Source organism: Staphylococcus simiae, from assembly GCF_002902085.1.
Lineage (GTDB): Bacteria > Bacillota > Bacilli > Staphylococcales > Staphylococcaceae > Staphylococcus > Staphylococcus simiae.
In genome coordinates this window covers 1-24,334 of record NZ_PPQR01000026.1, presented here as the reverse complement: position 1 = coordinate 24,334, position 24,334 = coordinate 1, and the positions used below count along the sequence as shown (strand labels likewise).

Genomic DNA, 24,334 nt, shown 5'->3' with positions numbered 1-24,334 from the left:
AATAATTAAGTTAATAGTACAAAAAAACATATCACCCTATTACATATTAATTTTATATTTTTTTCACAAAGAAAATATATCAATTTAACCATTAAATTGCAACAATTCTACTGTAAATTTTTCAAGAATAACGCTAAATTAATTATTAATTCTTATTATTATCATTTTTAAAGGTTTTATGACAAAAATAAAAACCCTTTTGCCTAAAGGGTTTCTGTAAACATAGTTAATATACAATTATTTATTCTAATTCTGTAATATCTTCATCTTCAATAATAAATCCTAATGTATTCACACTATTATTTAAAAACGTAAGAATATAACGCATGACTTCTTCGCGTTCTGGTTCATTGTGAATCTCATGATATAGTCCTTCCCAAGCTTTAAAGTAAAGTTCAGGTGTATCGTACTTATCTTTTAATTCATTTATGGCAGATGTTTCAACAATTCTATCTTTTGTACCGTACATTAACAAAGTAGGTAACGACTGAATATCTTTTATATGATTCATCGTTTCTTTCATTGTCTCATTAATAATATTATACCAGTGATACGTTGCTTTTTTCAGCATTAACCCATCATTTTCAGTTTCTTCAATGATTTCTTCATTTCTAGTTAAATCTGACACTTCGATTCCTAATTTAAAACGTGTATCCTTAGAAACTTTACCTACGTTTGAAATTAATTTATCTTTGCGATGCTTTCCAGATTTTTGCAAGTCTAGTAGTGGTGATATTAACATCATGCCTTCAATAGGTAACTCTACTTTTTCTAATAAGTTTAATAAAATTAAACCACCTAAGCCAACTGCCAACACATAAGTTGGAATTTTATATTCATTTGCAATTTTTAACCACTCTAGTAACGTTTCGTGATATGTTTGAAAGTTTTCAATTTGACCTTTATTTGCTCTTGAAGTTTGCCCTTGTCCTGGTAAATCTCCCATAATTACATGATATCCATTTCTACGCAACATAGTAATGACATAGGCATATCTTCCAGTATGTTCTAATAAATTATGAGCAATAACTACAACGCCTTTCGCATCATTTTCGGCTTCCCATTTCCACATTCTTCTAATGCCCCTTTTTCCAATAAACTTCAATATAGTAATTATAGCAAATTCTAACTATTTTATGCCATTTATAGTAATTACCCAATGACTATTGTTTGACACAAGATGAATGTTACAAGTTGTCAGTGTAATTATACAAAAATAAATTTAATCACATTCTATGAAAACGCTTTCTACAATGTTTTTTTCATGCTAAAATTATTTTAAACATAAGGGTTTGGAGGAATAGCAATGCCATTACTAAAAAATTTCTTTATTACTTTATCTAACAACAGTTATTTAAATAATGCAGCTAAAAAGGTAGGCCCTAAAATGGGTGCCAATAAAGTAGTTGCAGGAAATACAATTCCTGAATTAATTAATACGATAGAAGACTTAAATAATAAAAATATTGCTGTAACTGTTGATAATCTCGGAGAATTTGTTGGTACTATAGAAGAAAGTTTACATGCCAAAGAACAAATATTACAAATTATGGATGCCATTCATCAACATAATGTTAATGCACATATGTCTGTTAAATTAAGTCAGTTGGGTGCAGAATTTGATTTAGAACTTGCTTATGAAAATTTACGAGAAATTTTATTAAAAGCAAACGAATATAACAATATGCATATTAATATAGATACAGAAAAATATGCTAGTCTACAACAAATCATTCAAGTTCTTGATCGTTTAAAAGGTGAATTCAGAAATGTAGGTACAGTCATTCAAGCATATTTATATGATTGTCACGATTTAGTTGATAAGTATCAAGATTTACGTTTACGCTTAGTTAAAGGTGCCTATAAAGAAGATGAATCTATTGCTTTCCAATCTAAAGAAGATGTAGATGCAAATTACATTAAAATCATTGAACAACGTTTGTTAAATGCTCGTAACTTTACCTCTATTGCGACTCATGATCACAATATTATTAATCATGTTAAACAATTTATGAAAACGCACCACATTGATAAAAATAAAATGGAATTTCAAATGCTTTATGGTTTTAGATCAGATTTAGCACAACAAATAGCCAATGAAGGTTATAACTTTACTATTTATGTTCCCTATGGTGATGATTGGTTTGGTTATTTTATGCGTAGATTAGCTGAACGACCTCAAAACTTATCATTAGCAGTTAAAGAATTTATAAAACCAAAATCAATCAAACGATTAGGTATTACAACTGCTTTAATCTCAACATTATTATTATTTTTAAAATGCTTTAAACATTGTCGACGTTAATCAGATATGTTTTTAAAGCTATCATTCTAATTTGTTACAGAATCCATTTTACTGCTAAAAGTATGGAAAAATCCTGGGTCCAATTTTGGTCCAGGATTTTTACTAAGTCATTTATGACTAATTCCTCACTTAAAATGACTTCAATAGATTTGCCATTTCTATAGCACTAACTGCAGCTTCAGCACCTTTATTGCCAGCTTTTGTACCCGCTCTTTCAACAGCTTGCTCTATACTTTCAGTTGTTAAAATGCCAAAGATAACTGGCACTTCTGTTTCGTCATTAACTTTGGAAACACCTTTAGCAACTTCATTACACACATAATCATAATGTGACGTTGCACCTCTAATAACACAACCTAAAGTAATGACTGCATCATACTTGTTAGATTTAGCCAATTTTTTAGCTACTAGTGGTATTTCAAATGCACCAGGAACATAAGCGACATCAATATTGTCAGATTCAACTTCGTGTCTGATTAAAGTATCTTTAGCACCTTCCAATAATCGACCTGTAATAAAATCATTAAAACGACTTACTACAATTGCTACTTTTAAATCTTTTCCAACTAATTTACCTTCAAAATTCATTTGTTAGTCCTCCTATATTAAATGACCCATTTTTAATTTTTTGGTTTCCATATAATGATGATTGTGTTCCGTTTCAGGAACAATGACTTCAATTCTTTGTTTAATATCAATGCCATAATGTTGCAATCCTTCAAACTTGCTAGGATTATTACTCAATAAATTGATGTGTGCCACCTTGAAATATTTTAAAATTTGGGCTGCAATATAATAGTCTCGTAAGTCTTCATCAAAACCTAGAGCTAAATTGGCAGTCACTGTATCATAGCCTTGTTCTATTAATTCATAGGCACGTAATTTGTTGATGAGTCCAATGCCTCTTCCTTCTTGTGGAAGATAAATAATCATACCTCCATGTTCTTCAATATATTGCATAGATGCTTCAAGCTGAGCACCACAGTCACAGCGTTGACTATGGAATATATCTCCCGTTAAACATGATGAATGTAAGCGTACATTTTCAACACTACGAATACCACCTTTAGCTAAGACAACAATTTCTTCATTACTAGTAGATGTTGTAAAGCCATACATATCAAACGTTCCAAAATCTGTCGGCATTTTAACTTTAGCTTTCATTTGTATATCAATATTACTTTGATTGATCATATGTTGTTGATGTTGTTGACGATACGCTATTAAACTTGCAATTGTAATCATTTTCAATTGATGTTTCTCTTTAAAATTTTGTAATTGTTGACCTTTAGCCATTGTGCCATCGTCGTTCATAATTTCACAAATCACGCCAGCTGGTTGGGCGTTTGTTAATTTTGCTAAATCAATTGCTGCTTCAGTATGACCAGTTCTTACTAAGACGCCCTCATCTTCTGCTACTAAAGGAAATAGATGGCCTGGTCTATTGAAATCACTTGCAACTGTACTTGGATCAATGAGTTTCTTAGCTGTCAATGTACGTTCATTTGCACTAATACCTGTGGTCGTTTCTTTATGATCAATACTTACGGTAAATTTAGTCCCATAAATATCAGAATTATCACTAACCATTTGATGTAGTTCCAATCGCTGCGCTATTTCCTTAGATATTGGTGCACAAATTAATCCACGTGCTTCTTTAGCCATAAAATTAATAGTGTCATCATTCATCCATTCTGTAACAGCTACTAAATCTCCTTCATTTTCTCTATCTTCATCATCAACTACAATGATACTTTGTCCATTTTTCAAAGCCTCTAATGCAGATTCTATATTATCAAAATGCATGATACCCCTCCTAAAAACCAAATGATTTCAATTTATCAAACGTTAGTTGTGAACGATCTTGAGATAAAATATTTTCAACATATTTGAATAAGACATCTGTTTCTAAATGAACATTATCTCCTAACTTTTTAGTTGCTAATATCGTGGATCGTCTAGTTTCCGGAATTAAATGTATATCAAATGCGCTTGCATGCTTGTCAAAAACCGTTAAACTAACACCATCTACTGTAATAGATCCTTGTTTTACCAATTGATTTAATACTGTTGAACTACACTGAATTGTAACTATTCTCGAATTAGCATTTTCTTTAATTTTTGAAATTTTACCTAATTCATCTACATGTCCTAACACAAAGTGTCCGCCAAAACGCCCACTACCACTCATAGCACGTTCTAGATTGACTTCACTTTGTTTTGCTATATCAGCTAAATAGGTTTTATTTTCAGTACCTTGAATCACTTGTACTGAAAAAGAAGACTCATTAAAATCAATAACAGTTAAGCATGCACCGTTGACACTTATTGAATCTCCTATATGCATATCTTCAGTAATCTTATGTGCTTTTATATCAAGTGTTCGTACTGATTGATGCATTCGGACGTTTGTTACTGTACCAATTTCTTCAACGATACCTGTAAACATGTCATCGTCACTTCTTTCGTAATATTAATTTGATGTTTTGGTTTATTAATTCGGAATGAACAATTTCAAATTGGTTACTTTCTGGAATATTAAATACATCATCTGTTTGATAGTATTGATATGTTCCAGCTCCACCAATGAGTTTCGGGGCAAAATAGAGAATAAATTCGTCTATATAGTCTGATTGGAGAAATTCTGAAGTAGTGTGTGGCCCTGCCTCGACTAACAGTTTACCAACACCTTTTTGATATATATCTTGTAAAATTGTTGTTAAATGACACTGTTGTAAATAAGTAATATCTATATTTTCTTGATCTGTTGTTAAGTTTGGATTTTCAGTATAAATCCAAATTGCTGTTGATGTATCTTGAAAAAGTTGTTGTCTAAAATCTAAATCGCCTGATCTAGATAAAATAATTTTGATAGGATTTTTACCGTCAGCGAATCGTGTTGTATACTGTGGGTTATCTAATTCTAATGTTCCACGTCCTGTTAAAACTGCATCATGTTTATGCCTTAACTGATAGACATCTTGCTTTACTTCTTTGTTAGTAATCCACTGACTTTGACCGTTATCATTTGCCTGTTTACCATCTAAACTAGCAGCAACTTTAACTGTTATCTCTGGAATTTGCTGTGCTTTAGCTTTAAAAAAGTGTTGACATAAAGACGCCGCTTCTTCATCATACTGATAGTCAACTTCTATACCATGGGCGTGAAGAATATCATCTCCATGTGTCTTTAATGATTGATCTTTCGTAGCATAAATAACTTTGCTAATTTGAGCATCAATAATTTTATTTACACATGGTGGTGTTGAACCATAGTGACTACATGGTTCCAACGTAATATAAATCGTGGCTTCTTTAGCTTGAGTTCCTGCCATATCTAGTGCTTGAACTTCTGCATGTTTATCACCTTTTTGTAAATGCGCTCCTATACCAACGATACGTCCATCTTTGACAACAACAGAACCTACTGGTGGATTTACACCAGTTTGACCATCAACCATTTTAGCTAGTTGAATTGCATATTTCATAAATTGACTCAAAATATCACCTCTATAAACAAAACTCCTTACATCTAAATTTCAGATGCAAGGAGTTAAAGTTATCGTTAAATAAGCCTATTGTTTGATTGTTTTCAAACGAATATGCCTTATTAATCATGTCGATTGTCGATATTCTTTCTCCCATCCAGACTTTAACTGTCGGCTCTAGATTCTCACTAGATCAGCCATTAATACGTAAAAATATTAATGGGTCGCAGGCTTTAATTTACTGCCGGTTGGGAATTTCACCCTGCCCCGAAAGAATAATATGAAATTGTTATAGATTATTTGAGTAAGTAGTATCTTACCTACAATTCAAATGATACTATATATACTTTTAAAATACAATTCTTACTCTCTTAATCAGTGTTTAGACACTAACTTTTATCATTTTCAGTCGTATTTACCTTTTGTTGATTACGTTCAAATTGTGCTAATGATGTATATAATTGTGATACAGTATTATCAACTTGCTCAACAATCATTTTTACACCATTACGTAATTTATTAACACCGTTTGTCATTTGACCAATTGCAATAACATTAGTTAACGTGCCGTATCTTGGACTAACTACTTGATTCGTTTCAGGAATGATCTGAATACCACCCATTGGATGCGCTTGTACAATTTGTCTATTTTCAAGGTTTAATATCAATTGATCATCCTCGTCTAATTGTGATAAGTGCGTTTTAGAACCTGTCGCATTAATCACAACATTAAATTGTTCATCATCTGGATAGCCTTGATATGAAAATACAAAGCTTTCATCTTGATAAGAAACATGCTCTAACCCTTTTTTGATGATTAAAGACTCGTCTCTAATCAAATCAATGATAAGTTTTGCTGTTCTAGGTGGCATTGGGTTAGAATTTAATTGAATCATCTTCGTATATTGCTTATTAAATAGTTTTTGGTCTTCTAAACTGAAACTATTCCAAATCCAATTTAAATTTTCTTTTAAATATTCAATGATACTTTGAAAAGCACCTAATTCCTGTGGTCGTTCTAAATCATAAGTTAAGTCTGCAATATGATTTCCAGTACGTCTTTCTACTAACTTCTTAAAATCCACCCCATAATCATCACACTCTTTTAAAAATAACGTTACAGCAGTATCTAAAGGTACATTACCGTAATTATCCTGCTTGATTAAATTGAAGCGATGTTTTGTTAAATGATTAAATGTAATAGGTATCATTTCGCCACGTACACTAGGGAGATTTGCAGAACGACTTGTCATTGTAATAGGTAATTTAGGATGATGTGCAGCAACATAGCGTACAACATCTAAACTTGCTAGCCCAGTTCCAATTATTGCAATATCATCATTACTTTGAACATTATCTAAAGTATTATAAGTCGGGTACGGTGTAGGTATATAACCTGGTTTTCCTTTTAATTCATAAGGATCGTGATAAGCAAACGTACCACAAGTTAAAAATAAATAATCATATTCATGCCATTCATCTCTATTGGCAGTTGTACAAACATAATATTTTAAGGTTGTTTCATCAATATTGGAATTTGTATATACACCTTTAACTTTATGATAAATTGTCGTTATATTATCATACTGTTCATTAAACATTGATACATATGATTTCATATAATGGCCAAAAACAAACCTAGGTAAATAGGTTGGATCATCAAAATGAAAATCATGTTGTTGTTGGTACCATTTCCAAAATTCTTGGTCATCATCTAGGTTTAAACTCATCGTCTTTGATGGCATATTAATTAACAATTCCGAACTATCATTTTGGAATGGCACCCCCTGCCCCATATTAACTTTGTCATCATATAAATCGACGTGTAAGTTTTTAAATTTGGGATGTTTAACCAATGCCCTTAATACACTTACACCTGCTGTTCCCATACCAATTATTGCTACACGCATTATTGTTCATCCTTTATACAGTTAATTTTGTAAGATTACTAATATCTCAAATTATATCAATTTAAATTTTTGATTAATAATTATTTCCCTTTATTTTAAAAGTTAAATCTTTAATTTAATCATAACGGTGGATTTAATCCTAACTTTTATTTTTGATGATTTACTTAAGTTCTCTTCCATATTGGACTGAAACATAATTATGCACTTTATATATATCAGTCATAAAAAAATAGAGAACCTATCCTTAATTCAATTGTCTTACCTTAAACCTTTATAATAAGAGAAAAAGCCAAAATTTTCTGATTCGAGAAAATCTTGGCTTTACTAATTCACTTAAACTTATCTATGGACCATAGTTACTTTTTATCTAAGTGGTTACTATCATCCTTGTAGACAAAATATTTGAAATATTTACCTTCAGTTTTCATATTTTGGTAGAAATCTGCAATGATTGTTGCATTACTTTCTGCCCATTTAATATCTGTAGCATATTGATGTTCACCTGGGTTCTTCGGATTCCATCTCATACTATATAACGTGTCTTGATCTTTATTTGATAAGAAGTGTTTATGAATAAAGTCTGCACCGCCGTTGATTGCCTTTTCAGGTGTATCCCAACCATGCTTTTTCGCGTACTCTGCACCAGTCTTTATTGGATCTTTATCTAATGCACCTACACCATAAAAGTTATAATATTTCTTACCATCAATTTCAACGCCATTAGCTAATTCACTTTTCACAGCACCGGTTTCTAATAATGCATGTGAGATTAAATAAACTTCATTAACATGTTTATCTTTAGCTGCATCTAAAAAAGCATCTGTATGTTTAAGTAATGTTGGTCTATCAATTAACATACGTTTAATTCTATTTTTATCAATACCTTGATATTTGGATAAATCTAAAAATTGATACTTTTGCTTTTTATCATCGATAAATTTACTACTGTCCATTGCGGACTTAATTTCAGTTCCTGAAGCATCTCTCCAGGCAGTATTTTCTTTATTTGATACTTGTTGACTCGTGTAATTATTTATTTGTTTTTTTGCTGCATCTTTTAATGTTACATTTAACTTTTCTATTTTAACGTCTGATTTAACATGTTTAAAAAATATTTGATCTGATATCATTGAGAAAAATAAAAATGCGACAACAGCAAATATGATAACAAGTCCTATTATTGCAAAAATAGAACCCTTCTTGTGTTTATTCATATCTACACCTCTTAGGTCATTGTTGTTGTACGTTCAGTCATACTACGATAATAAAGTTTAACATTAATATCGTAGTATAACAATTTTATCTATACATTGTTACCTATTCATAAATAAATAGTAATCAAAATGAAATTTTTTAAACAATTACTCAATAATTCATTTTGAAATTTAATAAATTCACAAGCAAATATAGTTCATGTGGAATCTTCTAAATATTTATAAATATATTAATTACCTGTTATATCTCTTTTATAATCCATCATGATAAAACTAGCCGCACTGGATCTATTCTTATAATAGTATTGATTTAAATCAATAGTTCCTTCAATCTGGCCATCACGATACATCATCTCATTCGTAAAATTATTAATCATAACAAAATCTGAACGATCGCGTATAATATCTAAATCGTCATTTCTTGCGAAAAAATGTTCTAAATTTAAGTGTGCGTAGTCCATAATATCCTCCTTTATAAAAATTTGTTCTATTTATTATTTATGTCTTTAATAATATGTCATTTCACAGTTTTTAAATTACTTATGAGTACTATTTAACACTTAATTCAAAGATTACGCAAATGAATTATTATGCTTTTTTCTTTACAGTTTGAATATCCGGAAATAATTGTTATGTACATAACGAGGAGATTCAAATATTGAATTTTAACGAAATTTATAATAAATACCATAAAATAATACATTATTTGTTAAAAAAATATCATGTATCGTATAATTATGATGAATTTTATCAATTATTGTTGATAAAATTATGGCAACTTAGTACCTCTTATCAATCCGATTACAACTGCAATATTAATACTTTTTTATTTACCCGCTTAAAATTCTATCTTTTTGATTTATTCAGACAACAACAGCGTATTAATGAGTTTATCACTTTTGATACAAATGCAATAACTTGCAATAGCCTATCCAGCAATTTAAATGATTTCTCACTACATTATAATGATATGTTGAAAGTTTTAACTATTAGAGAACAACAATGGTTATCTTTGTATTTAGCTGGTTATAAACAGTACGAAATTGCTAAAATGATGAATTTATCTATTTCTACGATAAAAACAACTAAAGCTAATATCAAAATCAAATTATCTCATTACAAAAACTAACTGTAAAGGACAGAATTGAATGAATAATTTCTCCACAAACGAACTACTTTATATTAAAACATCTACATCTAAACAATTGTCGACAGACTGTGTTTACACACATTATTCGTATAGCTTACCCTATTCGATACACAAAGTTTTAAATTATTATTTAAAATTACACTTTAAATCATTAGACTTACAAACTGAGTATGCTAAACGCATTTTAAAAATAAATAAACTTATTCCCATATACATTAATCCTCAAGTTATTTTATTTCCTATAAAACAAAAACGTGCACCAATACAATATTATATTAATGCACGACAAATTATTGGAATTAACGTCAAAAGAAATGTCACAATTATTAATTTTAACAATGCTATATCATTAGAGGTCGACGAGCCACATACTTTAGTAATGAAAAAATGTCAGGAAAGTTTGATTTTAAGTCAATTAATAACTCAAACTATTTAGAATTAAACTTAGCTTGCAATAATTTTTTGGTAAAAAATGCTGTAACTGTCTTAATAAGGTAGATACTAACTATCATTAATAAAACAGCACCTATGATTGTTAAAATAACTGTTGTTGTTGATAAATTCACTTTAGGTTGTATAAAAAATTGAACACCAGTTAAACTTGTTATTAACCCAAATAAAAATAAACCTAATAAACAGACATAAGTAAAGACAATACCTACTAACAATAAAAATGTATTATAGCTTTTAGCTGAAGATTCATTAAATACATGATGTCTAAGGTAATCATTTGAATATGCGATTGGCTTATTAAAATGATTTGATTCACTATCATCAAGTTGTGTTAAATGATTGTCTAACTCTCTCTTTTCATTTTTATTTAAAAACCATAATTGTTTTTTTACTTTTTTATCAAATGTACTTTTGTTCATAGTTAAGGACAAACGCTCCTTTTTAAAATTCGTAAAGTCATACTTATTATTGTATTTTATTAATTCTACAGATTTTTATGTATTTAAGCTACATTTTTATTTTGAACTCGGATAATGATTGTTTTTCATACTAAGAGATCATTATTGTTGTTTATTAGTTTAATTAACTGTTTACATTTGTCGCTAGCGCTTCGAATGCATAAGAGCACCTAACCATTGAAATGGCAAGGTGCTCTAAATTTCTATAATATTGATAATCCTGAACTTTGAATGTCTTTGGCAAAGCCTTTTACTGTATCTACTGATAATTCTTCAATATCTCGTCCTAAGTTAGTATTTACTTTTTTGACAACATCTGCTGGACAAGTAATAATATCAGCACCTATTTCATCAGCTTGAATAACATTTATCACTTCACGACAGCTAGCCCATAACAATTTAACACCTTTTTTACTATGAGTAACTGCAACTGATTCTTTCATTAAAGGTAGTGGATCCACTCCAGTGTCAGCAATTCGACCTGCAAATACAGAAACATAAGTTGGAACGCCTTCAGTGACAGCATCTGTAATTTCTTTAACTTGTTCAATTGTATATACAGCTGTTACATTTAATCTAACATTATTAGCAGACAACTTTTTAATTAATGGAATAGTCGATTCACCTTTAGTATTCACAATAGGAATCTTAACAAACACATTATCTCCATACTGTTTTAAAATTTCCGCTTCTTTTTCCATAGTTTCTAAATCATCCGCAAATACTTCAAATGAAATTGAAGCATCTGGTATTTCTTTCACTGCTTCTTCTGCAAAAGCTTTATAATTAGTAACACCAGCTTTTGCCATTAAGCTAGGATTTGTTGTAAAACCATCTACTTCTTTATTTTTATAAGCAGCTTTCATTTGTTCAATATCGGCTCCATCTGCAAAAACTTCAACATTTAATTTTACCATTATGAATTACCTCCATTTACTTGTGAAACTATTGTTTCAAGATAGTTAATCGACATCAAATATCTTGATAAAAAAACTTGTATTATAAATTATTTATAACATGTAATGGTAATTATATGCTAATTATTTGTCTTAATATGCGTTTGCACTTAAATTATATATATCAAGATTAGGACAAAAAGTAGTTTACATTTAAAATTTAATCATTAAATAGTAACTATCTGGTTTTCAAAAACATACTAAAATTAGCTGTGAGGAACGAGCCTGGGACATAAAGCATTTATACTTAATATTAAGCATTTGGCAGTAACTGTCTGATTTGTAAAATGTTGATTTATCAACGTTTTACAAACCTAATCAGTTTTGCCGGGGTGGGATTACAAAATAAATTTTATATAAAATTTATTTTTGTCACACTCCCCTTTTTAAAAATCAAGTCAGTCTTCACATGTATTGCGAAATAAATTTTATGGAAATTTATTTCTGTCACACTCCCGTTTTAATATGGTTTATGATACGATATGTAAATGATATTGATGCAGGAGGTTTAACATGTCTCGTTCTAAAAAGTTTTTTTATTTATCATGTTTAATGATTATAATTAGCTTCTTTTTTAATACTAACAATGATTTATTAAGTACTATCTTTCCTTCAATAGTTAAACTTATTTTTGTCTGTAGTATTGTAAATACAGTAATATTGATTTTAGCAATTTTATTTGCTGATCGTTCAATTAAAGCATTAAAACCTAACTCTGATTGGATTAGAGTTGCTAGTAAATCTTTACCTTGGATTATACTCGTCGTCATAGTAATTCATGCCCTATCTATGATTCATACTTTTGGTATTATTTAATTTCAAATAGATTAGTTAAAATTCATTTATTAAACAACTTCTATTGTCATTTTATAAAGAAATTCTTTATAGATGAGTAATAGAAGTTTTTATTGAATATAAGTTACAAACAGAAATTTCAAAGACAAACTAAATATTTGTTAAAACCATAAACATAACTTAAATTTTGAGGTGACAAAATGACATATCTGTATATCTTTATAGGTGGCGCGATTGGCGCATTACTTCGCTTTAGTTTATCCACTTTGAACCATGATTCTACATTCCCAATAGGTACACTAGTAGCTAACTTAATCGGTGCTTTGTTGATGGGTCTATTTACGGCGATTTCAATAAATTTATTTAATAATCATCCAACACTTAAGAAAGCAATTACTACCGGACTATTGGGGGCATTAACCACTTTTTCAACCTTTCAAGTAGAACTAGTTCAAATGATGGAGCAGCACCAATTTCTACTCAGTCTATGTTATGCATTAACAAGTTATATTTTCGGTATTTTACTTTGTTATTGTGGCATGAAGATTGGAGGCAAAATTAAATGTTAAATATCATATATATATTAATTGGCGGTGGACTAGGTGCGGTCGCAAGGGCTGCCATAACTGATTATTGGAATACCCATCATCACTCTTCATTACCGATCGCAACTTTGATAGTTAACCTTATCGGTAGTATCATGATTAGTATATTATTAGGATTATCAATTCATAATCCTATTTTGTCAAATTTAATTATTACAGGCTTTTTAGGTGGTTTAACAACATTTTCTACTCTATCAAAAGAGCTAGTTGAAATGTTAACAACTAAATTTAATATATCGCACTTCATTACTTATTCCTTATTACAATTCGTGGTAGGTTTTATCGCTTGCTATATAGGTTACCACATATAAACATACTTCAATAACATCGCTTGATGTTGATTAATCAACGCAATTTAGTAGCGTTACAATAATTATTTACTGCAATACTGATCAATTCAATCATTATAATAAAGACTTCATTCAATATAGATACACGGTTGTATCAGCTGGATGAAGTCTTTTTTATTTAACCTTCAAATATTTTTGGATCAGGACCTATTCTTTGATTTTTGTTTAAATTATCGATTTGTGTCATTTCATCATCAGTTAATTCAAAATCAAAAACATTAATATTTTCAATAATACGATTAGGTGTCACTGATTTAGGAATTGTTACTATACCGTGCTGTACATTCCATCTAATAATAATTTGAGCTGCTGATCGGCGATGTGTTTGAGCAATTTGTTGAATCGTATCATCAGATAAGATTTGAGCATTCATCAATGGTGACCATGATTCCATTACTATATGTTGCGCTTCTAAATAATGTCTTAATTTATGTTGATTTAAATAAGGATGACATTCTACTTGATTGATCACTGGTTTAAATGAAACTTGCGCAAGTAAAGCTTCTAAATGTTCTACCTCAAAATTACTTACGCCTATATTTTTCAACTGACTATTTTTATATAAGTCTTCCATACCTTTCCATGTATTAATCATTATTGCTTCGTTCGTTCCTGGCCAATGCATTAAATATAAATCTAAATAATCTAAGCCTAAACGATCTAAACTTGCTTGGTATGCTGGCTGTACATTTTCTCTGCCAAAATCTTCAAAATATAATTTTGAAGTAATAAATAAATCTTCTCTCTTTAAACCTGTTGATTCTAAAGCTAGTCGTATCCCTTCTCCGACTTTTTCTTCATTACCATATACTTTTGCTGTATCAATACTGCGATATCCCTCTTCAATAGCAAATTTGACTGCTTCATTGCACTCATCATTATTTTCAACTCGAAACGTGCCTAAACCAACTTGAGGAATTCGATTACCATTGTAAAATTTTTTGTACTGCATAGTTGTCGCCTCACTTTTATCTATTTATGCCTATCATAACAAAGCTTGCACAGAAATGTTAACTCAAAATAAAAACACTGAGGTAATGACAATAATTTAGTCACTATCTCAGTGTTGTTATTAATTAAAGGATTCAATTTTATCCATAATATTTTGTAAATCATCAACGTTATATTGAATACGACCGTGGAAAACAAACTTGTTAAAGAATTCATCAAGTTGTTCTTTCCCTACTAATACTTTAACAGCAGCATTTTGGTTATAATTGGAAATTGTAACGTCGCCATCATTCTTAGGATTAAAATATAAAATAGATGTCGGTGTATATTTTGTACCTAATTCTTTTTGTAAATCTTCAGCTAATTGTTTAATTGACTCAAGTTTATCTGAATAATTAACAAATGATAATGATTTTTGGTCATCATTTTGATCCATAATAATAGTCTGTGGTCTAGATGCATCTAAATCTAATGTTTTAAACACTTGTTCCATCGGAGGTAAATCTTTAAATTGACCACCACTAATACCATTATAGACATGTCCTTTTAATAATTGTGAATCAATAATATATAGACCCGTACGAGTAAGTACTAAGTGACTGATACGTTCAATATCATTAAATTTGTTACTTGGTAAAAAGATATTTGCCATAATATGCATATCTTCAGGTCTAATACGCTTTTCTTTAACTAATCTTTCACGTATACCGATGAGTCTCATATCAGTAACATATTCACTATGATTTTTAGAGAATAATTTTAACGCATCAATTTCACGGTCTTTCGTACTGACCATTTCATTATAATCTTCTTGTTGTTTTGTTATTGTTTTTTTATTTTCAATACGCTCTTTTTCTAGTTGTTCTTCGTGAGTCTTTTTAATATTTTGTTCTTTTTGCTCATATTTTTCTTCAGTTTGTCGTTTAACTTTCTTTTTACTACCTAATGCTACTAAATAAAGTACAAAGAAAATCAAAGCAATAACAACTGCAGCAATTAATCCAATAACAATTGGTGAAGAGAAATCCATCACAACAACGCTCCTTTTCAAATATGTCAATATGATAATTATAAAGGATAAAGTAAAGATTTTCGATACATAATATCACTATATACCGAAAATCTTATATATTTTATCTCATTATTTATTATTGTTGTACTGCATCTTTAAGTTCGTTAACTTTATCTAATTTTTCCCATGGTAATAATACATCTGTACGTCCAAAATGGCCATATGCTGCAGTTTGTTTATAGATAGGTTGTTTTAAATCTAACATATTAATGATACCAGCCGGTCTTAAATCAAAATGTTTTCTAACTGCTTCAACTAATTGTCCTTCTGAAACTTTACCACTACCAAAAGTATCAATGGCAATAGACACAGGCTCCGCAACACCAATTGCATATGCTAATTGAACTTCACATTGAGCTGCTAATCCTGCTGCAACAATATTTTTAGCAACATAACGTGCAGCATAAGCAGCTGAACGGTCTACTTTTGTTGGATCCTTACCACTGAAACAACCACCACCATGACGTGCATAACCACCGTATGTATCTACGATAATTTTACGTCCTGTCAATCCAGCATCACCTTGTGGTCCACCAATGACAAAGCGACCTGTTGGGTTGATATAAAATTTAGTGTGCTCATCTAATAAATTCTCAGGTACAGTTGGATAAATAACGTGTGTTTTGATATCTTGTTGAATTTGTTCCAAAGTCACATCTTCTGCGTGTTGTGTTGAAACAACAATTGTATCGATACGCACCGGATGATCTTGTTCGTCATATTCAACAGTCACTTGAACTTTACCATCAGGACGTAAATAATCTAGTATATGATCTTTTCTAACATCAGATAAACGTTTTGCTAATTTATGTGATAAATCAATAGCTAAAGGCATATAAGAATCTGTTTCATTTGTAGCAAATCCAAACATTAAACCTTGGTCACCAGCACCTGTTGCTTCAATTTCTTCTTCTGAACTATTATCACGATATTCTAATGCTTGATCTACACCTTGTGCGATATCTGGTGATTGTTCATCAATTGCCGTTAAAATTGCCATTGTTTCATAATCATAGCCATATTTAGCTCTAGTGTAACCAATGTCTTTAATTGTTTCTCTTACTACTTTTGGAATATCAACATAAGTCGTTGTAGATATTTCTCCAGCTATTAAAGCCATGCCTGTCGTTACTGTTGTTTCACATGCCACTCGCGCATTTGGATCATCTTTCAATATAGCGTCTAATATAGCATCTGACACTTGATCAGCTATTTTATCTGGATGTCCTTCTGTTACTGACTCTGAAGTAAATAATCGTTTGTTATATAACATAATTTGCTCCTTTTATTTTAAATTACGACAATTCTCTTGTATGAGCTAATTAAAAAGGCCTTCTAACTATTTACATAGAGAGAAGGCCTAATACGTCCATTCGCTCTTATCGTTCAGACCAATGTGTCTGCAAACGGTTTGGCACCTTTCTTTTATAAAAAAAGAGGTTGCTGGGTTTCATTGGGTCCATGTCCCTCCACCACTCAGGATAAGAGAATCCGTTAAGATTAATAGTACCGAATTACAGAATTAATGTCAATTTTTGGTATAAAAATTTACTATAAAATATTGTAGATTAATTATTTCAATGTGTTATACTATTTAAATGTAAAGGCTTACATTTAAATTATCGCTTTGGAGGGATTTAGGATGTCAGTAGATAGTTACACTGAATCAACTAAAATAGACAACTTATTAAAGAAACCATCTTCACTTTTCCAACTTTCAACAACGCAATTGTATAATAAAATACTGGACAATGATGAAGGTGTACTCACAGAATTAGGCGCTGTTAATGCTAGCACAGGCAAATATACTGGTCGCTCACCTAAAGACAAATTTATTGTCACAGAACCTTCTTATAGAGATAACATTGATTGGGGAACTATTAATCAACCCATTGATGAAGAAACATTCTTAAGTTTATACCATAAAGTGTTAGATTATTTAGATCAAAAAGATGAACTGTATGTCTTTAATGGATACGCAGGTAGTGACAAGGATACCATGTTAAAACTAACAGTCATCAATGAACTGGCTTGGCATAATTTATTTGCTAAAAATATGTTCATTAGACCTGAATCTAAAGAGGAAGCATCAAAAATAAAACCTAATTTCACAATTGTTTCTGCACCACACTTTAAAGCTGATCCAAAAGTTGACGGCACAAATTCAGAGACTTTCGTTATTATTTCTTTCAAACATAAAGTGATTTTAATTGGTGGTACTGAATATGCCGGAGAAATGAAAAAAGGTATTTTCTCTGTGATGAATTATTTATTACCAATGCAAGACATTATGAGCATGCATTGTTCAGCAAATGTTGGAGAAAAAGGCGATGTTGCATTATTCTTCGGTTTATCAGGTACAGGTAAAACGACTTTATCTGCTGATCCAAAACGTAAATTAATTGGTGATGATGAACACGGTTGGAATAAAAACGGTGTCTTCAATATTGAAGGTGGATGCTACGCTAAGGCTATTCACTTATCAAAAGAAAAAGAACCTCAAATTTACGATGCTATCAAATACGGTACAATTTTAGAAAATACAGTGGTAGCAGAGGATGGCAGTGTCAATTTCGATGACAATCGTTATACTGAAAATACACGTGCTGCTTATCCAATTAATCATATTGATAATATTGTCGTACCTTCAAAAGCAGCACACCCTAATACTATTATTTTCTTAACTGCTGACGCATTTGGAGTAATCCCTCCAATTTCTAAATTAAATAAAAAGCAAGCTATGTATCATTTCTTAAGTGGTTTCACATCTAAGTTGGCTGGTACTGAACGTGGTGTTACAGAGCCAGAACCTTCCTTCTCAACTTGTTTTGGTGCGCCATTCTTACCATTACATCCAACAGTTTATGCAGATTTATTAGGTGAATTGATAGATCAACATGATGTAGATGTCTACTTAGTTAATACAGGATGGACTGGCGGAAAATATGGTGTTGGTCGTCGTATTAGTCTCCACTATACACGTCGAATGGTTAACCAAGCTATTTCTGGTAAATTAAAACATGCTGAATATACTAAAGATAGTACATTTGGATTAAGCATTCCTGTTGAAATAGAAGATGTACCAAAAACAATCTTGAATCCTATTAATGCATGGAGTGATTCTGACAAATATAAAGCTCAAGCTCAAGATCTAATTCAACGTTTTGAAAATAATTTTGAAAAGTTTGGGAAAGAGGTAGAACATATTGCTTCTCAAGGTGGCTTTAACAAATAACATTTTGCATCCAAACAAAAAGTCAAAGTAATATAACAGACAACAAGAGCCTGAGACATTAAGTTCTAGGTTTAAGTAAAAAAGACAATTTCTATTGAAAATTGATAGAAATTGTCTTATTTTTTTGAAGTATTTACATGTAAAATTACATAAAAGCGAAGTATTGTAGTGGAGACTCCCGAGGTAGGGACCCAACACAGAGAAACTGTGAAATAGTTTCTACAAGAAATGCAAGTTGGGCAACAGTGCTAGTCGAAGACTACAGGCTGAGACAGCACCCTGGGAAAGCGAAACTACAATACGGAGTATTGAACATAAAGAAGCACAAAGACGATTTAACAATAAAATCATCTTTGTGCTATTTTTTTGAGATTTATGTCCCAGGCTCTTGTTCATATTCAAAATATAAAAATTGGACTAATAGAAATAACTAAAAATTTTCTATCGGTCCGATTTATTATAGAGCAAAATTATTTTACTATTTAACGATTCGTAAGTTGATTTGTTTCGACTTTAGTCATAAATGATTTGATATAATTTAATGCTTCTTTTAATGCTGGCGGTCTCGGTACATGTCCCTCATCTTGTTGATAAAAAGTATCATATGTTACTCCTTTTTGAGAGAGTTGTTGCTCTAAGTAATAAGCCTGATGTATTCCAACTTGTTGATCTTTCTCACCATGAACGATTAAAATCGGAGGACTTTGACGATTAAGTAAATGTATAGCATCACGAGCTTCATATTGTACTTTATCTTTTTGAGGATGTCCCACCATTCTTCTTAACATGCCTCTTAAATCTATACGTTCTTCATACATTAATTTAATATCTGAGACGCCACCCCAAATAATGTAACTATTCACAGGTAACTCTTGAAACGTCAATAATCCCTGCAACCCTCCTCTAGAAAATCCTATCATATGGATAAATGCATCTGGATATTTACTGTGTAATAAGCGTATGAGTGTTGTAACATCATTGAGATCACCACGATAAAATTCATCTTTGCCTTCACTACCATTATTTCCTCTATAGTACGGACCTATCACTAATGTATGTTTATCTGCAAATTGCATTAGACGCGCTGCTCTAACTCTACCAACTTGACCTTTTCCACCACGTAAATAGACAACAATTCTTTTAACTTCAGTAAATGGTGTCATCATTAATGCTTTGACATTTAAGTGATCCACAACATAAGTAACTTCATCAAATTGATGATCGAATGATGTCACTGGCATACGTTTAATTTTGATAAAATCCAAGTGCAATCACCCTTTCTAAGCATGTTAATATCGTTTCGTCTTGCAATAAGTAACTTTGTTGCTCCTTACTAATGTCGTTAATATTGTTAAATAATACTGGTCCTGTTGTTTCCATATAGTCATATTTTTCATTAATTTCATCTACATCAATAAAATAGACATCTTTAATGAATGTTTCATCTGCTGCAGTTGCAATATGATATTGAGCTATATAATGAAGTGATTTAACAGTAGCACCTGTTTCTTCATAGAGTTCTCTTTTAACAGCATCTACACTCGTTTCAAAATCTTCCCTTTTACCACCAGGAAATTCAATACCACGTATTTTATGATTAGTGAAAAGTAATTGATTATTATAAACTGGAATAGCGAGGACATGATTACCATCAGCATCATTGCTATCTGTCTTATAAGTTAATTCAACTAGTCGTTGATCCTTATCCCAAAACTTCATGGTCATCACATCCTTTCAATATATGTTAAACTGTGGATATATTATTTTCAGTTGGGGGCACTACTATGAAAAAAATATTCTTAGCGCTGATTCATTTTTATCAACGTTTCATTTCGCCACTCACTCCACCTACTTGTCGTTTTTATCCGACATGTTCAGAGTATACTAGAGAAGCCATTCAATACCATGGTGCGTTTAAAGGCTTATACTTAGGTATAAGACGTATCTTGAAATGTCACCCTTTACACAAAGGCGGCTTTGATCCAGTTCCATTAAAAAAAAATAGAACAAAACATTCACATCACAACCATGATTAATATGGCTGTAATTGTGCAATATCAATTTTAGGAGGATGAAATTCAATTGATCCTCCTTTTAATATGCCTGATTCCACAACAACATCCTGTTTAAAATAATAACCTGTAGGTGTAACATCGCCAGGATAATCTCCCTCTTTAGCTAACATTGCTGTAAAATATCTACTCAAACCATATTCATACATACCACCAATAACTACTTTAACATTTAATTGATGTAGTAATTTAATGATTTGTTGAACTCTATCTATACCACCTAGTCTAAATGGTTTAACTACGACTACATTGATTGGATAACTTGTGACCAACGCTTTAATTTGTTCAATATGACGTGCCTTTTCATCAATAGCAATTGGTGGTAACGCTTGTTGATTTATTTCATTAAGCTGTGTCATGTTTTTAAACGGTTCTTCAATATACAACACTTTGTCTTTCAGGTTTAATAATGTCGTAACGTCCGCTTCTGTTAAAGACTCATTTGCATCAACAGCAAGTTTGAATTGAAAATCCAACTGCTTCAGTGTCTCAATATCTTTTAATAGCTCTTTTGACCATTTTAATTTAATACGTTGTGGCTTCGTTTGCTGTAATTGTTGTAGTTGTATCGTTGATAATCCACTTACCGTTGCTCCATACGCGACATTAAATTGCGTTAGCTGATGATATTTTTGATACAAGGCCATAACGACAGTACTTCTTGCAGCAGGTGAATGTTCTAACATCTGTAACGTTGCTAACCACGCTTCATACGTTGCAATGTGTTGTGATTGAACGCTTGCAAACCAACGTTTAATATCTTTTTTTACAGATGGAATTGTTTCATCATCATACCAGTTTGTTGCGAAAGCATTGCACTCTCCAAAATAAGAATGTCCCTCTTCATCAACAAGTTCGATAAATAAACATTGACGTTGCTCTAACTTTATTTTAGGCGTTATAATTGGTGATTTAAATGGTTCCTCATATAAGTAAAAATTGACATGATTAATTTTCATCATTTACACCATGCTGCTGAGTCAATTTATTACGTTGTAACTTTCCAGTAGATGTATATGGTAAAGTTGCAACTCTTGCATAATATTTTGGCACTTTATATTTTGCTAATTTTTGCTTAAAAAATGCTGTCAAATCATCCTCTGATATGTCATTTTTAGCCACATAGTATAATTTAGGGACTTGTCCCCAAGTATCATCTGCTACTGGTATACAAACTGCATCTTCAATATGATCCATTTGTTTCGCTACTGTTTCAATCTGGTATGGATAAATATTTTCCCCTCCACTAATAATTAAATCTTTACGTCTATCATAAATCATAACGTAGCCGTCTTTATCAATTTCTGCAATATCCCCGGTTTTAAAATAACCATCTTCAAAAGTATCGGATATGTTTCGAGGATAAAGATAGCCTTGCATTACATTGTCTCCTTTAATCAATAATTCACCATGTCCTTGTGAATTAGGATGACTAATTGCCACTTTAACATTGTCACTAGGTTTACCCACCGTATCAAAACGTTGACGTAACATATTAGGAGATGCAGTTAGAAATTGCGAACATGTTTCAGTCATACCGAAAGAATTATAAATGGGAAGTTGATTGTTTAATGCTTGTTGAATTAATGGCTGTGATAATTTTGCACCACCTAATAAAATCTTTTGTAGTGAATACGGCTCGGTTAATCCTTTATCCATCAACCATTTTAATGTTTGTGGTACAAGAGATACATGCGTGATTTGTTCTGATCGAATGATATGTAACACTTGCTCGGTTTCAAATTTTTCAACAATCCTTACTGTAAAACCTTCGATTACAGCTCTTAATAACACACTCAATCCTGAAATATGGTATATCGGCAATACGGATAACCATTTGGTATTTTGATCATAACCTAAACTTTCCTTACATCCTTTTGCACTAGCTAAATGATTCGCAAACGTTTGTGGTACGGCTTTTTGTGGACCTGTAGTGCCAGATGTAAACATGATGGATGCTATACGCTGTAAATCAAAATCAGTCACTGTATATGATTGAGTTTGTAACTCATTAAGATCATTCAGTTCATTTAATGAAAAAATATTAAACCCTTCAATGTTTAAAGGCGTTGTTATTAATACCGTCGAAATATCTACTGACATCATTTGTCTTATAATTTCTTCTTTAGTTAATCGTGTATTAATCATGGCTATTTCTACACCAGCTAACCAGCAAGCATGAATTAACACTACAGACTCAATTGAATTATTGATATAAAGGCCTATACGTTGCTGTTGAAGTGTCTTTATCTTTGACGATAGCGCTAGTGCTTGTTGATACAATTGTTGATATGTCAATCGTTGACTACCATCCGTTACTGCAACGTGCTGTGCTCTTTTTGTTGCTTGTTGCTCTAACCAAAACTCCATTCTCTATTCCTCCAAATTTATATACATATCAATTATAACGATTTTAATGTCTTAGCGCAGGCGTTGTGTTTGAAATATAATAATTTTTTGCACACATTCATTAAGATTTATAAATAACAAACACCCCTACTTTGCAACATCTACATAGATAGGAGTGTTTGAATAATTTGTTGACTACTTTTGTGCACTTAATCTTAAAGTTAATCTATCATTCTGTTGTGTGGATTTATTTGCCTCAGTTACATCTTGTTGTTGTGTTAAATAGTCACGATTTATTCCTGTCATTGCACTAAGATGAAAGACTTCATCATCTAAATTTTCAATTAAATAAATATAATAGACATCTTTATCACTTTTCAATTTTAGCGTATGCCATATCGACTGCTTAGCTGATAACACATCAGCTGATATTTTTTTGATAAATAAGTAACGTTTACTACCAATTTTATTTATAAAATATGGTACTGACTGCTGGCTTTCAGTAACATCATTCGTTACTTTTGCCATATTGTCACTATTAAAATTAATTTTAGCAAATGGTTTATTATGTTGTTCAATAATAAAAGATTGATTTAAAAATTTATCTTTGTTTGAGCATCCATAAATGCCTAATATCATTAGTAGTAATCCTACCACAACCACAATTTTGTAATTTGAGTTTTTTAAGATCATCATGAGCCACCTCTATTTTAAATATATTTTATATTATAACAAAATTATTTATTTAGAGGATTAAACGATTGAATCTATTTTCTTACAACATTAAATTGTGAAATTTTGAGTTTTATAACTAGTATAAATTTTCTTTGCTATTTTTTTAAAAATTAAAGTATTGTTACAACTAATTTGGTATTATAAGAATATGTATACAAGGTATATATAACCTGTATAAGTTAGTAAAATAATTTGAATTAATACAACAATTTGTTTTAAACACAATAGAACATTTT

26 protein-coding genes and 2 riboswitches are annotated in these 24,334 nt (G+C 30.9%); of the genes, 8 read left to right on the top strand and 18 right to left on the bottom strand.

The window, feature by feature from the left end; translation table 11 throughout:
• Positions 1-241: 241 nt before the first annotated feature.
• Entirely contained in the window at positions 242-1,072 is an 831-nt protein-coding gene (locus CD113_RS04680) for an alpha/beta hydrolase (protein ID WP_002464290.1), read from the bottom strand.
• A 234-nt stretch (positions 1,073-1,306) separates the two neighbouring features.
• Between CD113_RS04680 and CD113_RS04675 the strand changes: the two genes are divergently transcribed.
• Positions 1,307-2,305: a proline dehydrogenase family protein gene (locus CD113_RS04675; RefSeq protein ID WP_002464289.1), complete on the top strand. Its 999-nt coding sequence runs from the start codon at positions 1,307-1,309 to the stop codon at positions 2,303-2,305.
• Positions 2,306-2,434: 129 nt separating this feature from the next.
• Here the strand turns inward: CD113_RS04675 and ribH are convergent, their stop codons facing one another.
• The 7 genes from ribH to CD113_RS04640 all read right to left on the bottom strand — a co-directional run bounded on the left by ribH (position 2,435) and on the right by CD113_RS04640 (position 9,378).
• On the bottom strand, positions 2,435-2,893 hold the full coding sequence (gene ribH / locus CD113_RS04670) for a 6,7-dimethyl-8-ribityllumazine synthase (protein WP_002464288.1): 459 nt from the start codon (positions 2,891-2,893) through the stop codon (positions 2,435-2,437).
• 12 nt (positions 2,894-2,905) lie between these two features.
• The gene (locus CD113_RS04665; protein WP_002464287.1) at positions 2,906-4,111 is read right to left on the bottom strand and encodes a bifunctional 3,4-dihydroxy-2-butanone-4-phosphate synthase/GTP cyclohydrolase II; all 1,206 of its coding nucleotides are present in this window, start codon (positions 4,109-4,111) and stop codon (positions 2,906-2,908) included.
• A gap of 10 nt (positions 4,112-4,121) precedes the next feature.
• On the bottom strand, positions 4,122-4,754 hold the full coding sequence (gene ribE, locus CD113_RS04660; RefSeq protein ID WP_002464286.1) for a riboflavin synthase: 633 nt from the start codon (positions 4,752-4,754) through the stop codon (positions 4,122-4,124).
• A 7-nt stretch (positions 4,755-4,761) separates the two neighbouring features.
• The gene (gene ribD / locus CD113_RS04655; RefSeq protein WP_002464285.1) at positions 4,762-5,805 is read right to left on the bottom strand and encodes a bifunctional diaminohydroxyphosphoribosylaminopyrimidine deaminase/5-amino-6-(5-phosphoribosylamino)uracil reductase RibD; all 1,044 of its coding nucleotides are present in this window, start codon (positions 5,803-5,805) and stop codon (positions 4,762-4,764) included.
• A 129-nt stretch (positions 5,806-5,934) separates the two neighbouring features.
• Positions 5,935-6,072, bottom strand: a riboswitch (FMN riboswitch).
• 110 nt (positions 6,073-6,182) lie between these two features.
• Entirely contained in the window at positions 6,183-7,703 is a 1,521-nt protein-coding gene (locus CD113_RS04650; protein WP_002464284.1) for an FAD/NAD(P)-binding protein, read from the bottom strand.
• Between the two features lie 356 nt (positions 7,704-8,059).
• Positions 8,060-8,917, bottom strand: a complete 858-nt coding sequence (locus tag CD113_RS04645) for an N-acetylglucosaminidase (RefSeq protein ID WP_002464283.1) — start codon at positions 8,915-8,917, stop codon at positions 8,060-8,062.
• A 230-nt stretch (positions 8,918-9,147) separates the two neighbouring features.
• Positions 9,148-9,378, bottom strand: a complete 231-nt coding sequence (locus CD113_RS04640; protein ID WP_002464282.1) for a hypothetical protein — start codon at positions 9,376-9,378, stop codon at positions 9,148-9,150.
• Between the two features lie 197 nt (positions 9,379-9,575).
• On the opposite strand from CD113_RS04640, the gene CD113_RS04635 reads away from it, so the two are divergent.
• A complete protein-coding gene (locus CD113_RS04635) occupies positions 9,576-10,046 on the top strand; it encodes a sigma-70 family RNA polymerase sigma factor (RefSeq protein ID WP_002464281.1) in 471 nt (156 codons plus the stop codon).
• Between the two features lie 19 nt (positions 10,047-10,065).
• Positions 10,066-10,503 (top strand): competence protein ComK, encoded by a 438-nt coding sequence (locus CD113_RS04630; RefSeq protein WP_002464280.1) that lies wholly within the window; start codon positions 10,066-10,068, stop codon positions 10,501-10,503.
• Here the strand turns inward: CD113_RS04630 and CD113_RS04625 are convergent.
• Together CD113_RS04625 and CD113_RS04620 are read right to left on the bottom strand one after the other, a co-directional pair.
• A complete protein-coding gene (locus CD113_RS04625; RefSeq protein WP_002464279.1) occupies positions 10,496-10,939 on the bottom strand; it encodes a hypothetical protein in 444 nt (147 codons plus the stop codon). The two genes, CD113_RS04630 and CD113_RS04625, sit on opposite strands and share 8 nt — an antisense overlap.
• Before the next feature lie 242 nt (positions 10,940-11,181).
• On the bottom strand, positions 11,182-11,895 hold the full coding sequence (locus tag CD113_RS04620) for a transaldolase (protein ID WP_002464278.1): 714 nt from the start codon (positions 11,893-11,895) through the stop codon (positions 11,182-11,184).
• Between the two features lie 552 nt (positions 11,896-12,447).
• Here CD113_RS04620 and CD113_RS04615 point away from each other — a divergent pair.
• The 3 genes from CD113_RS04615 to CD113_RS04605 all read left to right on the top strand — a co-directional run bounded on the left by CD113_RS04615 (position 12,448) and on the right by CD113_RS04605 (position 13,645).
• Positions 12,448-12,750: a hypothetical protein gene (locus CD113_RS04615; RefSeq protein WP_002464277.1), complete on the top strand. Its 303-nt coding sequence runs from the start codon at positions 12,448-12,450 to the stop codon at positions 12,748-12,750.
• 179 nt (positions 12,751-12,929) lie between these two features.
• Positions 12,930-13,298, top strand: a complete 369-nt coding sequence (gene crcB, locus CD113_RS04610) for a fluoride efflux transporter CrcB (protein WP_002464276.1) — start codon at positions 12,930-12,932, stop codon at positions 13,296-13,298.
• Positions 13,292-13,645: a fluoride efflux transporter FluC gene (locus CD113_RS04605; RefSeq protein ID WP_002464275.1), complete on the top strand. Its 354-nt coding sequence runs from the start codon at positions 13,292-13,294 to the stop codon at positions 13,643-13,645. The genes crcB and CD113_RS04605 overlap by 7 nt, the downstream gene beginning before the upstream one ends.
• A gap of 157 nt (positions 13,646-13,802) precedes the next feature.
• On the opposite strand, the gene CD113_RS04600 is transcribed toward CD113_RS04605, so the two are convergent.
• The 3 genes from CD113_RS04600 to metK all read right to left on the bottom strand — a co-directional run bounded on the left by CD113_RS04600 (position 13,803) and on the right by metK (position 16,980).
• Positions 13,803-14,636 carry an aldo/keto reductase gene (locus CD113_RS04600; RefSeq protein WP_002464274.1) on the bottom strand — a complete coding sequence of 278 codons (834 nt, stop codon included), beginning with the start codon at positions 14,634-14,636 and terminating at the stop codon, positions 13,803-13,805.
• Between the two features lie 120 nt (positions 14,637-14,756).
• A complete protein-coding gene (locus CD113_RS04595) occupies positions 14,757-15,665 on the bottom strand; it encodes an NERD domain-containing protein (protein WP_002464273.1) in 909 nt (302 codons plus the stop codon).
• A 118-nt stretch (positions 15,666-15,783) separates the two neighbouring features.
• Complete coding sequence (metK, locus tag CD113_RS04590) at positions 15,784-16,980, bottom strand: methionine adenosyltransferase (RefSeq protein WP_002464272.1); 1,197 nt, start codon at positions 16,978-16,980, stop codon at positions 15,784-15,786.
• 103 nt (positions 16,981-17,083) lie between these two features.
• A riboswitch (SAM riboswitch) is annotated at positions 17,084-17,195 on the bottom strand.
• A 154-nt stretch (positions 17,196-17,349) separates the two neighbouring features.
• Between metK and pckA the strand changes: the two genes are divergently transcribed.
• Positions 17,350-18,942, top strand: a complete 1,593-nt coding sequence (pckA, locus tag CD113_RS04585; protein WP_002464271.1) for a phosphoenolpyruvate carboxykinase (ATP) — start codon at positions 17,350-17,352, stop codon at positions 18,940-18,942.
• Positions 18,943-19,424: 482 nt separating this feature from the next.
• Here pckA and CD113_RS04580 read toward each other — a convergent pair whose 3' ends face one another.
• Together CD113_RS04580 and ytkD are read right to left on the bottom strand one after the other, a co-directional pair.
• Entirely contained in the window at positions 19,425-20,183 is a 759-nt protein-coding gene (locus CD113_RS04580; protein ID WP_162096506.1) for an alpha/beta hydrolase family protein, read from the bottom strand.
• 4 nt (positions 20,184-20,187) lie between these two features.
• Positions 20,188-20,667 (bottom strand): RNA deprotection pyrophosphohydrolase, encoded by a 480-nt coding sequence (ytkD, locus tag CD113_RS04575; protein WP_002464485.1) that lies wholly within the window; start codon positions 20,665-20,667, stop codon positions 20,188-20,190.
• Between the two features lie 59 nt (positions 20,668-20,726).
• On the opposite strand from ytkD, the gene yidD reads away from it, so the two are divergent.
• Positions 20,727-20,978, top strand: a complete 252-nt coding sequence (yidD, locus tag CD113_RS04570; protein ID WP_002464484.1) for a membrane protein insertion efficiency factor YidD — start codon at positions 20,727-20,729, stop codon at positions 20,976-20,978.
• On the opposite strand, the gene menC is transcribed toward yidD, so the two are convergent.
• The 3 genes from menC to CD113_RS04555 form a co-directional block, all read right to left on the bottom strand.
• The gene (gene menC / locus CD113_RS04565) at positions 20,975-21,973 is read right to left on the bottom strand and encodes an o-succinylbenzoate synthase (protein WP_040802164.1); all 999 of its coding nucleotides are present in this window, start codon (positions 21,971-21,973) and stop codon (positions 20,975-20,977) included. The genes yidD and menC overlap by 4 nt on opposite strands.
• Entirely contained in the window at positions 21,963-23,384 is a 1,422-nt protein-coding gene (gene menE, locus CD113_RS04560) for an o-succinylbenzoate--CoA ligase (protein ID WP_002464482.1), read from the bottom strand. The genes menC and menE overlap by 11 nt, the downstream gene beginning before the upstream one ends.
• A 174-nt stretch (positions 23,385-23,558) precedes the next feature.
• On the bottom strand, positions 23,559-24,056 hold the full coding sequence (locus CD113_RS04555; protein ID WP_002464481.1) for a DUF4909 domain-containing protein: 498 nt from the start codon (positions 24,054-24,056) through the stop codon (positions 23,559-23,561).
• Positions 24,057-24,334 lie beyond the last annotated feature (278 nt).

Excerpts from the sequence above, each read along its gene's own strand:
- CD113_RS04680 (WP_002464290.1), bottom strand. The coding sequence starts at position 1,072 with ATGTGGAAATGGGAAGCCGAAAATGATGCGAAAGGCGTTGTAGTTATT.
- CD113_RS04675 (WP_002464289.1), top strand. The coding sequence starts at position 1,307 with ATGCCATTACTAAAAAATTTCTTTATTACTTTATCTAACAACAGTTAT.
- ribH (WP_002464288.1), bottom strand. The coding sequence starts at position 2,893 with ATGAATTTTGAAGGTAAATTAGTTGGAAAAGATTTAAAAGTAGCAATT.
- CD113_RS04665 (WP_002464287.1), bottom strand. The coding sequence starts at position 4,111 with ATGCATTTTGATAATATAGAATCTGCATTAGAGGCTTTGAAAAATGGA.
- ribE (WP_002464286.1), bottom strand. The coding sequence starts at position 4,754 with ATGTTTACAGGTATCGTTGAAGAAATTGGTACAGTAACAAACGTCCGA.
- CD113_RS04650 (WP_002464284.1), bottom strand. The coding sequence starts at position 7,703 with ATGCGTGTAGCAATAATTGGTATGGGAACAGCAGGTGTAAGTGTATTA.
- CD113_RS04645 (WP_002464283.1), bottom strand. The coding sequence starts at position 8,917 with ATGAATAAACACAAGAAGGGTTCTATTTTTGCAATAATAGGACTTGTT.
- CD113_RS04640 (WP_002464282.1), bottom strand. The coding sequence starts at position 9,378 with ATGGACTACGCACACTTAAATTTAGAACATTTTTTCGCAAGAAATGAC.
- CD113_RS04630 (WP_002464280.1), top strand. The coding sequence starts at position 10,066 with ATGAATAATTTCTCCACAAACGAACTACTTTATATTAAAACATCTACA.
- CD113_RS04625 (WP_002464279.1), bottom strand. The coding sequence starts at position 10,939 with ATGAACAAAAGTACATTTGATAAAAAAGTAAAAAAACAATTATGGTTT.
- CD113_RS04620 (WP_002464278.1), bottom strand. The coding sequence starts at position 11,895 with ATGGTAAAATTAAATGTTGAAGTTTTTGCAGATGGAGCCGATATTGAA.
- CD113_RS04615 (WP_002464277.1), top strand. The coding sequence starts at position 12,448 with ATGTCTCGTTCTAAAAAGTTTTTTTATTTATCATGTTTAATGATTATA.
- crcB (WP_002464276.1), top strand. The coding sequence starts at position 12,930 with ATGACATATCTGTATATCTTTATAGGTGGCGCGATTGGCGCATTACTT.
- CD113_RS04605 (WP_002464275.1), top strand. The coding sequence starts at position 13,292 with ATGTTAAATATCATATATATATTAATTGGCGGTGGACTAGGTGCGGTC.
- CD113_RS04600 (WP_002464274.1), bottom strand. The coding sequence starts at position 14,636 with ATGCAGTACAAAAAATTTTACAATGGTAATCGAATTCCTCAAGTTGGT.
- CD113_RS04595 (WP_002464273.1), bottom strand. The coding sequence starts at position 15,665 with ATGGATTTCTCTTCACCAATTGTTATTGGATTAATTGCTGCAGTTGTT.
- metK (WP_002464272.1), bottom strand. The coding sequence starts at position 16,980 with ATGTTATATAACAAACGATTATTTACTTCAGAGTCAGTAACAGAAGGA.
- pckA (WP_002464271.1), top strand. The coding sequence starts at position 17,350 with ATGTCAGTAGATAGTTACACTGAATCAACTAAAATAGACAACTTATTA.
- CD113_RS04580 (WP_162096506.1), bottom strand. The coding sequence starts at position 20,183 with ATGCCAGTGACATCATTCGATCATCAATTTGATGAAGTTACTTATGTT.
- ytkD (WP_002464485.1), bottom strand. The coding sequence starts at position 20,667 with ATGACCATGAAGTTTTGGGATAAGGATCAACGACTAGTTGAATTAACT.
- yidD (WP_002464484.1), top strand. The coding sequence starts at position 20,727 with ATGAAAAAAATATTCTTAGCGCTGATTCATTTTTATCAACGTTTCATT.
- menC (WP_040802164.1), bottom strand. The coding sequence starts at position 21,973 with ATGAAAATTAATCATGTCAATTTTTACTTATATGAGGAACCATTTAAA.
- menE (WP_002464482.1), bottom strand. The coding sequence starts at position 23,384 with ATGGAGTTTTGGTTAGAGCAACAAGCAACAAAAAGAGCACAGCACGTT.
- CD113_RS04555 (WP_002464481.1), bottom strand. The coding sequence starts at position 24,056 with ATGATCTTAAAAAACTCAAATTACAAAATTGTGGTTGTGGTAGGATTA.